A 10914-nucleotide genomic window follows, 5' to 3' on the forward strand; every position below is an offset into this window, starting at 1 on the left:
CGCGAGTCTGTCAGAGATAGCGGGACGCGACCTTGGCTGCGCGGGCGCCGTACTGGCCACCGAACAGGCACGCGTGCACGAGCAGCGGGAAGAGCTGGTGGAAGCCGAGCCGGTCCTCCCAGCCGTCCGCGAGCGGGGCGACCTCGTCGTACGCCGCCATCACCTGGGGCAGCTGGGGGAGGCCGAAGAGGGCCAGCATGGCCAGGTCCATCTCGCGGTGTCCGCCGTACGCCGCGGGGTCGATCACGACCGCACGATCGTCGTTGGTCCACAGCACGTTGCCGTTCCACAGGTCGCCGTGCAGGCGGGACGGGGGTTCGACGGGGAGGATCTCGGGGCCGCGGGCGACGGCTGCCTCGATGGTGGCGCCCTCCTCGGCGCTGACGATCTCCTTGGCGCGCAGCACCTTGAGGTACGGCGCGATCCGGCGCTCGGCGTAGAACTCCGCCCATGTCGGCGCCGGGCGGTTCGGCATCGGCAGCCGACCGATGTAGCCGTCGGCGTCGAACCCGAAGAAGTCGGGGCCAGCCGCGTGGGTCGCGGCGAGCGCCCGGCCGAAGCGGCCGGCGGCCTCCGCGCCCGGGCGACCGGTCTCGATCCACTGCAGGATCACGCAGTCGTCGGCGACCGCCATCACCTCGGGGGTCGGGACGCCGCCGCCGGGGGTGGCCTCGGCCAGCCACCGCAGCCCGGCGGCCTCGCGCTCGTAGAAGTGCGGCGGCGCCGTACCGAGGGTCTTGAAGAGAGCCGTCCTGCCGTTGGAGAGGCGCAGCTTGACGGCGGTCGAGACGTCCCCGCCGGCCACGGGCGCGGTGGCCACCACGGAGGAGCCGAGCAGTTGCTCAGCCCGACCGGCGACGACCGGTTGCCGCGCCATCAGGGCCTCCCAGGTCCTCGGGGTCTAGGCCTGTCCCTTGAGCGCGCGCGGGATCTCTCGACCCTGTTCGATCGCGCGCTCGGGCGCCTTGACCTTCTTGAAGCTCCGGACGCCGAGCCACCCCAGGAAGACGGTGACCAGCAGGTAGAACCCGAAGACGATCAGGAAAGCCCAGTGCAGGTCGAGGCCGTCGCCGTTCCAGTGGATCAGGAACGCGATGGCGATCGAGAGCATGATGATCGCAAGGGTCAGGACGAACAGGGCAGCGCCGAGGTAGACCGCGCCCATCCCGCCTGCGGTCACGCTGACCTTGAGCTCCGACTTGGCGAGCTGGATCTCCTTGCGCATGAGCGTGGAGAAGTCGGTCTGCGCGTCCTTGATCAGGCGCCCGATGGTGGGCTCTTCCCGGATCGGTTCGATGGCCATGCGGCCGACCTTACCGACATCGATACACTCCCTGTCAGGTGAGCCGGGAAGTCTGGTCGGCAGACGATCGCCCCTGCCCGCCTGATCCCGGAGGCCTCAGTGCCCGAATCCCCCCGCTCACCCGACGACCTGTGGCGCCAGGGTCCGGTCTGGACGGCCAGCGAGAAGCCGTTGGCCAAGTACGTCGGCCGCCCGGTGCGGGAGTTCCTACACGTCGAGTCCGCCGGATCGATCCTGCTGCTCACCGCGACGGTGATCGCCCTGCTCTGGGTCAACCTCCCGGTCAGCGGCTGGGCCGCCGGGTACGACCACTTCTGGCACACCCCGATCGGGCTCGACGTCGGGAGCTGGCGGATCGAGGAGTCCCTCCAGCACTGGGTCAACGACGGCCTGATGACCATCTTCTTCTTCGTGGTCGGCCTGGAGATCAAGTACGAGCTGGTCCACGGCGACCTGCGTGACCCGCGCACCGCGGCGCTGCCGATCGTGGCCGCCGTGGGCGGCATGGCCGTGCCCGCCCTGCTGTTCGTGGCGATCGCCGGTGGCGGCGAGGCCGGAGCCGGTTGGGGGATCCCGATGGCGACCGACATCGCGTTCGCCGTCGGTGTCCTGGGCGTGCTCGGCCGCCGGATCCCGTCGGCCGCACGCCTGTTCCTGCTGACGCTGGCCATCGTGGACGACATCGGAGCGATCATCGTGATCGCCGTGTTCTACACCGCCGACCTCGCGTGGGGCTGGCTCGGCATCGCCGTCGGCCTGCTCGTCGTGATGACCGTCCTGCGGGCCGCCCGGGTCTGGGCGATCCCGGTCTACTGGGTCCTCGGCATCGCCATCTGGTTCGCCGTCCTCGAGTCGGGCGTGCACGCCACGCTCGCCGGCGTGGCGATCGGCCTGCTGACCCCGGCCGTCGCCCTGCTCAAGCCCGACGTCGCGAAGGAGTTCGCGACCGGCGCGCTCCGGGACAACGAGCTCGACGCCGAGGAGTTGCACCGGATGCGGTTCCTGCTCGCCGAGTCGGTCCCCATCGCCGAACGGCTCCAGTCGCGCCTGCACCCCGTGTCGTCGTACGTCGTCCTGCCGGTGTTCGCGCTCGCCAACGCGGGCGTGGCCCTGGGCGACGGCGCGCTGGGTGATGCGCTGTCCTCGACCGTCGCGCTCGGCATCGGTGCGGGCCTGGTGCTCGGCAAGCCGCTCGGCATCGCCCTTGCCTGCTTCCTCGCGATCCGGCTGGGTGTCGCGCGGATGCCGGAGGACACCAGCTGGGGCCAGCTGTTCGGTGTCGGCGCGGTCGCCGGCATCGGCTTCACCGTGTCGCTCTTCATCGCGGGCCTGTCGTACCCCGACTCGCCCGGTCTGACCGACGACGCGAAGGTCGGGATCCTGCTCGCCTCGGTGGTGGCCGCGGTGGTGGGTGTCGCCCTGCTGCTCGCCGGGTCGCGCGACGGCGACGAGGTCAGCGAGGCGGAATCACCTGCGACGAGCCCAGGAACCGCTCGACCGTGATCCGCACCGCCACCCGCTCGGGGTTCGGCCGGGGGTCGCGGTAGCGGCCGGCGTACATCGCGCACGCCCGGGCGATCGAGACCTCGTCCGCGAGGACCTCGGCGGTGCCGGAGATCGACGACCATCGCGCTCGGTCGACCTGGGTCACCGACAGGCGCGGGTCGCGGCGCAGGTTGGCGACCTTCTGCGATGCGCCGCTGGTGATGATCCACGCGCACCGCTGCTCGACGTCGACCGTCGCGCCCACCGCGACGGCGTGCGGTGCGCCGTGCCGGTCGAGCGTGCTCAGCGTGCAGAGGTGGCGCTCGGTCCAGAAGTCGGTCAGCGTCGGCGGCAGGGCCAACCAGTCGACGGGGTGCCAGACGGGCACGGTTCCTCCTGCGGGGGTCTCGACGATGGCCCACTGTCCCACGGGTCCCAAGTGTCACGTGGCAGAGGCAGTTCCTGCGCCGGTCGGCCGTTGCAACCCCCGACCGGCGCAGGAATCCCCGGGCGCCCGGGGATTCCTGCAGCCAGCCGCACTACTCGTCCGTCGAGGTGGTCTGACCCGCGGAGATCAGGTCCATGATGGAGGAGTCCGCCAGTGTCTGGGTGTCGCCGACGGTGCGGCCTTCGGCGACGTCGCGGAGCAGGCGGCGCATGATCTTGCCCGAGCGGGTCTTGGGGAGCTCGGGGACGATCATGATCTGCCGCGGCTTGGCGATCGGGCCGATCTCCTTGCGGACGTGGTCGGACAGCTCCTTGATGATGTCGGGCCCTCCGTCGCCGGCCTCCTCGCGCAGGATGACGTAGGCGACGACGGCCTGGCCCGTGTCGGGGTCGTTGGCGCCCACGACAGCCGATTCGGCGACCTTGGGGTGCGACACGAGCGCGGACTCGATCTCGGTGGTGGAGAGCCGGTGACCGGAGACGTTCATGACGTCGTCGACGCGGCCGAGGAGCCAGATGTCTCCGTCCTCGTCCTTCTTCGCGCCGTCGCCGGCGAAGTAGAAGCCTTCCTTCTTGAAGCGCGACCAGTACGTCTCGGCGTACCGGGCGTCGTCGCCCCAGATGGTGCGGAGCATGGAGGGCCACGGCGAGGTGACGACGAGGTAGCCACCGGAGCCGTTGGGGACGGAGTTGCCGTCGTCGTCGACCACGTCGGCCTCGATGCCGGGGATCGCGGTCATCGCGGAGCCGGGCTTGCCGGCAGTGACACCGGGCAGCGGGGAGATCATCACGGCGCCGGTCTCGGTCTGCCACCAGGTGTCGACCACGGGGGTGCGGTCACCGCCGATGACGTTGCGGTACCAGATGTACGCCTCGGGGTTGATCGATTCGCCGACCGATCCGAGAATCCGCAGCGAGGACAGGTCGAACCGGTCGGGGATCTCACGGCCCTGCTTCATGAAGGACCGGATCGCGGTGGGCGCGGTGTAGAAGAGCGTGACCTTGTGGTCCTGGATGATCTGCCACCAACGCCCGCGCTCGGGGGAGTCGGGGGTGCCTTCGTAGACGACCTGGGTCACGCCGTTGGCGAGGGGTCCGTAGACGATGTAGGAGTGACCGGTGACCCAGCCGATGTCGGCCGTGCACCAGTACACGTCGTCGGGCTTGAGGTCGAAGACCGCGTTGTGCGTGTACGACGCACCGGTCAGGTACCCGCCAGTCGTGTGCAGGATGCCCTTGGGCTTGCCGGTGGTGCCGGAGGTGTACATGACGTAGAGCGGGTGCTCGGCGTCGAAGGCCTGCGGTTCGTGGATGGTCGAGGCCTCGTCGACGACCTCGTGCCACCAGTTGTCGATGGCGGAGTTGAACTCCACCTCCTGGCCCGTACGACGCACGACCAGCACGTTCTCGACGATGGCCGTGTTGACGTTGTCGATCTTGACCAGCGCCTCGTCGACGGCCGGCTTCAACGCGGCCGGGGCGCCGCGGCGGTAGCCGCCGTCGGCGGTGATGACGAGCTTGGCGCCACAGTCCTCGATCCGCGAGGCCAGGGCCTCGGCGGAGAAGCCTCCGAACACCACGGTGTGCGGGGCGCCGACGCGGGCACACGCCAGCATCGCGATGATCGCCTCGGGGATCATCGGCATGTAGATCGCGACCCGGTCGCCGGCCTCGATGCCGAGCTCCTCGATGGCGTTGGCGGCCTTCGAGACCTCGTCCTTGAGCTGGGCGTAGGTGATGTCCCTCGTGTCATCGACAGGCTCGCCGACCCAGTGGATCGCGACCTTGTCGCCCCGTCCCGCCTCGACGTGCCGGTCCACGCAGTTGTACGACGGCCCAGTCCAGCCGGTCGGCCTGGGTGGCCCAGAAGCCTTCACGGTCGGCCTTCGCGGCGTCGTACGCGTCTGCCTTGACGTTCGCGTTCGCGGCGAGCTCCGCCGGGGGCTGGAAACGGCGCTCCTCCCGCGACAGGTTGGCGAGGGTCTCTTCGTGGTCGGTCACTACCGGGCCTTTCGACGTTCAGGGGCACGTTGGGGGTGCGGCTCACATTGCCGCACCCCCAACTGTGCCCGCTAGGGGTTGCTTCGTGGTTGCAAGCGGGTGGTCAGTGCACCACGGCCTGCTCGGCCCCGGCGCCGGTGAGCGCGCGGACCTCGAGCTCGGTGAACCGCTCCTCCGACTCGGGCTCCTTCGACGTGACCGTCCCGAGCCAGCCGAAGAAGAAGCCGAGCGGGATGGAGATCAGGCCGGGGTTCTCGAGCGGGAACCAGTGGAAGTCCACGCCGAGCGGGAACAGGGCCTTGCTGATGACCTCGCCGTCAGCGTTGATGCCGGTCTTGCCCGACACCACCGGCGAGAAGAACACCAGCGTGATGCAGGAGATCAGGCCGCCGTAGATGCTCCAGGTGGCGCCGCGGGTGTTGAAGCGCCGCCAGAACATGTTGTAGACGATCGCCGGCAGGTTGGCCGACGCGGCGACCGCGAAGGCCAGACCGACGAGGAACGCGATGTTGAGGTTTCGAGCCGGGATGGCCAGCAGGATCGCGATCACGCCGAGCCCGGCCGCGGCGAAGCGGGTCACCCGGATCTCCTCGGCCTCGGTGGCCTTGCCCTTGCGGATCACCGAGTTGTAGATGTCGTGCGCCACCGAGGTGGAGGACGTCAGGGTCAGACCGGCGACCACGGCGAGGATGGTCGCGAAGGCGACCGCCGAGATCACGGCCAGCAGGATCGCGCCGCCGGTGGATCCGGCACCACCACCGACCGCTTCAGCCAGCAGGGGTGAGGCCAGGTTGCCGTCGCTGGTGGCGACGTCGCTGCCGACACCGGTCTTGAGCAGGGCCGCGGCACCGAAGCCGAGGACGAGCGTGAACAGGTAGAAGACGCCGATCAGGCCGATCGCCCAGAGCACCGACTTGCGGGCGTCCCGCGAGGTCGGCACGGTGTAGAAGCGGACCAGGATGTGCGGAAGTCCGGCTGTTCCGAGCACGAGCGCGATGCCGAGGCTGAGGAAGTCGAGCTTGTGGGTCGCGTCGATGCCGTACTTCAGGCCCGGCTCCAGGAAGCCGGTCTTGCCGGAGTTCGACTGCGCGGCCCCCAGCAGTTCGGAGAGGTTGAAGTCGAACTTCGCCAGGACGAGTACGACGATCACGGCGGAGCCGACCATCAGCAGGACCGCCTTGACGATCTGCACCCAGGTGGTGCCCTTCATGCCGCCGACCGTGACGTAGACGATCATCAGCGCGCCGACGCCCGCGATGACCGCGCTGACGGCGAGGGTGTTGGTCTTGTCGATGCCCAGGAGCAGGACGACGAGGCTGCCGGCACCGACCATCTGGGCGAGCAGGTAGAAGATCGACACGGTCACCGTGGAGGTCGCGGCCGCCGTACGGACCGGGCGCTGCTTCATCCGGTAGGCCAGCTGGTCGGCCATCGTGAAGCGGCCGGAGTTCCGGAGCATCTCGGCGACGAGCAGCAGGGCCACCAGCCAGGCGACCAGGAACCCGATCGAGTAGAGGAACCCGTCGTACCCGGCCAGCGCGATGGCGCCGGAGATGCCGAGGAAGGACGCTGCGGACATGTAGTCGCCGCCGATGGCGAGTCCGTTCTGGATGGGGGAGAACGACCGGCCGCCGGCGTAGAAGTCAGCGGTTCCGCTGGAGGAACGACTGGCCTTGATGGTGATGAAGAGGGTCAGGGCGACGACGCTGAGGAACAGCCCTGCGGTGAGTACCTGGTGGTCCATCAGTTCTGCGTCCTTCCGTGGGACGACTTGCCGGCCAGCGCGATGAAGCGCTCGTCGAGCTCCCGGGCGAGCGGGTCGAGCTTCGCGTTGGAGTAGCGGCTGTAGAGCCAGGCGAGCCCGAACGTCGTCACGAACTGGAGCAGTCCGAAGACCAGGGCCACGTTGATGTTGCCGAGGACCTGGTGGCTCATGAAGTCGCCGCCCCAGTTGGAGAGGACGACGTAGAGCAGGTACCACGCGAGGAACGCGATCGTGGCCGGGAAGACGAAGGCCCGGTAGCGGCGGCGCAGCTCGGCGAACTCGGGCGACGCGTGCAGCTCGTCGTACACGGGATCGTGGCGCGCGGCCACCTCGTGCGGGTCGTGCGGGGCGACTTCAGATGTCACGACGAAACCTCCTGTGCTCAGTGCAGGTGGCCGCAGTCGCGGCCGACATTGCGACGCTAGGAGTGATCGCGGTCACACCGGCAGGGGTGCGGTCCGGGTGCGCGCCGAGTGGGGCGGGGTTGTCGACGAACGGTCGGTACGGCGCGACGAACGGCACCGAAGAGCGTCCGGAAATCCGGGTTCGGGTCCGCCGTGGGTCGCTGGATGGAATGCTTCCTGAACGTGGGGGTGCACAACGAGATTGCCCGGCTGGTCGAACAGGCCGGCCCCGGCGTGCTGGACGACGCCGACTCGTTCCGTGCTGCCCTCGACGACTTCCTTGCCGAGGACGCGGCGACGCGCGGCGAGCTCAACCTGCTGGTCGACGCCGTCCGCCTGGGGACCTTCGCGCGGCTGCTCAGTCAGGTCGAGCACGGCGCCGAGATCACCCAGGCGACCCGCCTCCTGGGCCGGGAGCTGGCCCGTGACCGCGGTACGACGGAGTCCACGAGCGCAGCCTGGGCGTTGGGCGTCCTGGCGTTCGCCGTCGGCAAGCTCGACGAGGCCGACCTGACCGAGCTCCGCGCCGCCATGGTGCCCGTCGAGGGGCTGGCCGCCCAGGTCGTCGGTCGTCCGGTGGATGCGGTGGCCGATGGAGGTCCCCTCGCCGCGACCACGGTGAAGCGGCCTGCCACCGTTCCGATCGAGGACGAGCTCGCGCAGCGGCCGCGCCGGGCCGGCAGGACCTTGCTGGCTGTCGGCGCCGTGGTGGCTCTGCTGGCCGGCGGGATCGCGTTCGCGTCCGGTTGGGGCCGCGGCGACGACGACCCGGCTGTCGCCGACCGCACGTCGGGTACGACGACCGCCCCCGCCGACTTCGTGCCGCTCACCGTCAACGGGGGGACCGACCTGGACAAGGGCGTGCGCAGCGAACGGACGTACCGGATGAGCGCTGACCGGGTGTCCTCCACCGTGGTCCTGATCAACACGACGAAGTCCGCGATGACGGTCCTGTGGACCGAGGTGGTGCCGAAGGAGCTGGCCGACCACGTCGGTCTGGTCGACTTCAAGCCGACCGATCGCAAGGTGCTCGAGGCCGACCCGGTCGTCTACTGGCGCCTCGCGCTCCCTGCGGGCGGCAGCCGCCAGGTGCGCTGGACGACGCCGCTTCCCGAGGATGCGGTGCCGTCGGCCGACTACCTCGCGCGGATCACCGGCTGGCACGAGGAGGCCGTGACCGATGCACTTCCGCTGATCAGGCGTGAAGTCCCGGACCTGGCCCGGGCCGGCGAGGTCGTGCCGATCCCGGACATCCCCGAAGCCGAGAAGGCGGACGTGGTCCCCGTGGTGCCGGGTGCTCCCGAGACGTCGATTCCGTTCGACCAGCCGACCGCTTCGACCGCCGCCTCGCCGCGACCGACCAAGGCCGCGGCGAACCGCGCACCCCGGATCTCGCTCTCCTCGAAGAGCACGGGCGAACGAGTCAGCGGTGCCTACACCGTCGGCGGCAGCGATCCGGACGGCGACAGCTGGAGCATCGTGTCCGTCTCCAACCCGCCTCCGGGCATCGGCAGGACGGGCTCCCACTCCCTGGGCGGCACCGTCTCGCACAACGCCGCGAGCGTCACCACCAGCAAGTCGAACATCCGGTCCCGGACCTACTCCGTCACCGTGACGATCCAGGACAGCCACGGCCTCCGAGACTCGGGCACCTTCACCTGGACGGTCCGTGACACGCACTTCGCCATGCCGCAGCTGGTCGGGACCTGCGCCTGCGCTCCGGACATCGCGATTCGCCTGAATCCGTCGACGGCCGGCTGCTACAGCCCGTCCAAGCCGGAGGGAGACGTCGCGAAGCAGAGCATCGGCGTCGACACCCCGGTTGCCTACGGTGCAGGGGTGCTGCTGACGTTCGTCAACCGCAACAGCGGGGATCCGAACTGTCCCTGAGGAATGGGGCCCCGTTCACCGGCAGGTCGGTTGCTGGCCGCATGACGGCTGTTCGCTGAGGAGGTTGCCCCAACCCCTCGGAAGGACCCTCGACATGACTGCTTCTCGTCGCACGATGCTGGCCGGCGGTGCGGCTGGTGCCGGCCTCGCCGTCGCCGGCGCGATGCCCTCGCTCGCCCAGGCCAGCCCGAACCGGAAGGCTCCGCAGCGACCCGGTCGACCGGGCGCTGGCCCGGTCCCGTTCCCGCCGCTCGAGGACGACCCGGCAGGGCTCCTCGCGCTGCCCGCCGGCTTCTCGTACTCCGTCGTCACCCGCGCAGGAGTGACCCGGCTCGACGAGGGTGGCCTGACGCCCAACGCGCACGACGGCAACGCGGTCTTCTCCACCGGTCGCGGTCGCTACCAGCTGATCCAGAACCACGAGCTCAAGGCGGGCTCCCCGCTCGGCGTACCGCACGTCGAGGGCACCGTGTACGACGCGGGCGCGGTCGACGCGGGCGGCTGCACCGTGATCAGCACCGACCGGCACGGCCGCAACCTCGGTGAGTTCGTCGCCATCTCCGGTACGTCGACCAACTGCGCCGGCGGCCCGACGCCGTGGGGCACCTGGCTGACCTGCGAGGAGACCGAGGACCGCGCCGGGAAGTCGTGGAGCGGCAACGGCAAGAGCGGCAGCTACGCCAAGGACCACGGCTACGTGTTCGAGGTGTTCCACGACGGCCGCACGAACCCGAAGCCGATCAAGGCGTTCGGTCGCTACGCCCACGAGGCCTGCGCGATCGACAAGTCGCGTCGCCACGTCTTCCTGTCCGAGGACGCGTCGGGCCCGAACGGCCTCTTCTACCGCTGGACCGCACCGCGCGGTTACACCCTCAAGTCCGGCATCGCCGATGACCTGGCCGACGACGCGGGCGTCCTCGAGGCGATGCAGATCCTGATGCCCGACGGTTCGGTGCTCTCCGACGTCGCGTACCTGACCTCCTCCCAGCTCGGCCGGCCCTTCCCGGTGCGCTGGATCCCGGTACCGGACCGGGACGCGAGGACCGTCTCCACCCGCAAGCAGTTCACCGACGGCCAGGTCACCCGCGGCAAGAAATTCGAAGGCGTGTGGGGCACCGACGAGGGCGTGTACGTCGTGAACTCGTTCGCGTTCTCCGACGGCGACCTGCCCGCCGATGCGGTGCCGCACGACGGCATGGTCTGGTTCTACGACTTCGGTGCGGAGACCATCCAGTTGGTGACCTACTTCCCGCACCAGAAGACCGCCGCGACCGGTGGTGCCGCGAAGTACGACGACCTCACGTTCGACGGCCCGGACAACGTCACGGTCACCCCGTGGGGTTCGCTGGTGCTCGCCGAGGACGGCGTCGGTGCCTCGCACGTGCTGTCCGCGACGCCGTACGGCCCGGCCCAGGCCATCGCCCGCAACCAGCTCAACGACTCGGAGTTCACGGGGCCGACGTTCTCCGAGGACGGCAAGGTGCTCTTCGTGAACATCCAGACGCCGGGCCTGACGCTGGCGATCACCGGACCGTGGGAGCAGTACCTCGGCTGAGCCGCCTGGGCGACCTGGGCGAGTGTGACCTTCTGCACCCGTCCCCGCGGTGACAAGATCTCCT

General features: G+C 69.7%; 8 protein-coding genes and 1 pseudogene. 3 read left to right on the plus strand and 6 right to left on the minus strand.

Features of this window, described 5'->3' with window-relative positions; genetic code table 11:
* Positions 1-10: 10 nt before the first annotated feature.
* Both ASD84_RS21025 and ASD84_RS21030 read right to left on the minus strand, forming a co-directional pair.
* Positions 11-877 (minus strand): fructosamine kinase family protein, encoded by an 867-nt coding sequence (locus tag ASD84_RS21025; RefSeq protein ID WP_056715148.1) that lies wholly within the window; start codon positions 875-877, stop codon positions 11-13.
* A gap of 24 nt (positions 878-901) precedes the next feature.
* Entirely contained in the window at positions 902-1303 is a 402-nt protein-coding gene (locus ASD84_RS21030; RefSeq protein WP_056715151.1) for a phage holin family protein, read from the minus strand.
* A gap of 99 nt (positions 1304-1402) precedes the next feature.
* Between ASD84_RS21030 and nhaA the strand changes: the two genes are divergently transcribed.
* Positions 1403-2806, plus strand: coding sequence for a Na+/H+ antiporter NhaA (nhaA, locus tag ASD84_RS21035; RefSeq protein ID WP_056715154.1), 1404 nt, complete (start codon positions 1403-1405; stop codon positions 2804-2806).
* On the opposite strand, the gene ASD84_RS21040 is transcribed toward nhaA, so the two are convergent.
* The 4 genes and pseudogenes from ASD84_RS21040 to ASD84_RS21055 form a co-directional block, all read right to left on the minus strand.
* Entirely contained in the window at positions 2757-3218 is a 462-nt protein-coding gene (locus ASD84_RS21040) for a pyridoxamine 5'-phosphate oxidase family protein (protein WP_235531255.1), read from the minus strand. The genes nhaA and ASD84_RS21040 overlap by 50 nt on opposite strands.
* A gap of 109 nt (positions 3219-3327) precedes the next feature.
* A pseudogene (gene acs, locus ASD84_RS21045) lies at positions 3328-5236 on the minus strand (acetate--CoA ligase).
* A 103-nt stretch (positions 5237-5339) separates the two neighbouring features.
* Complete coding sequence (locus ASD84_RS21050) at positions 5340-6980, minus strand: cation acetate symporter (RefSeq protein ID WP_056715157.1); 1641 nt, start codon at positions 6978-6980, stop codon at positions 5340-5342.
* Positions 6980-7366 carry a DUF485 domain-containing protein gene (locus tag ASD84_RS21055; protein WP_082573906.1) on the minus strand — a complete coding sequence of 129 codons (387 nt, stop codon included), beginning with the start codon at positions 7364-7366 and terminating at the stop codon, positions 6980-6982. Before ASD84_RS21055 ends, ASD84_RS21050 begins: the two co-directional genes overlap by 1 nt.
* A gap of 204 nt (positions 7367-7570) precedes the next feature.
* On the opposite strand from ASD84_RS21055, the gene ASD84_RS21060 reads away from it, so the two are divergent.
* Complete coding sequence (locus ASD84_RS21060; RefSeq protein WP_056715160.1) at positions 7571-9295, plus strand: Ig-like domain-containing protein; 1725 nt, start codon at positions 7571-7573, stop codon at positions 9293-9295.
* 94 nt (positions 9296-9389) lie between these two features.
* Positions 9390-10850, plus strand: coding sequence for an alkaline phosphatase PhoX (locus ASD84_RS21065; protein WP_056715163.1), 1461 nt, complete (start codon positions 9390-9392; stop codon positions 10848-10850).
* Positions 10851-10914: the final 64 nt, after the last annotated feature.

Origin of the sequence: Nocardioides sp. Root682 (assembly GCF_001427795.1) — a bacterium.
GTDB lineage: Bacteria > Actinomycetota > Actinomycetes > Propionibacteriales > Nocardioidaceae > Nocardioides.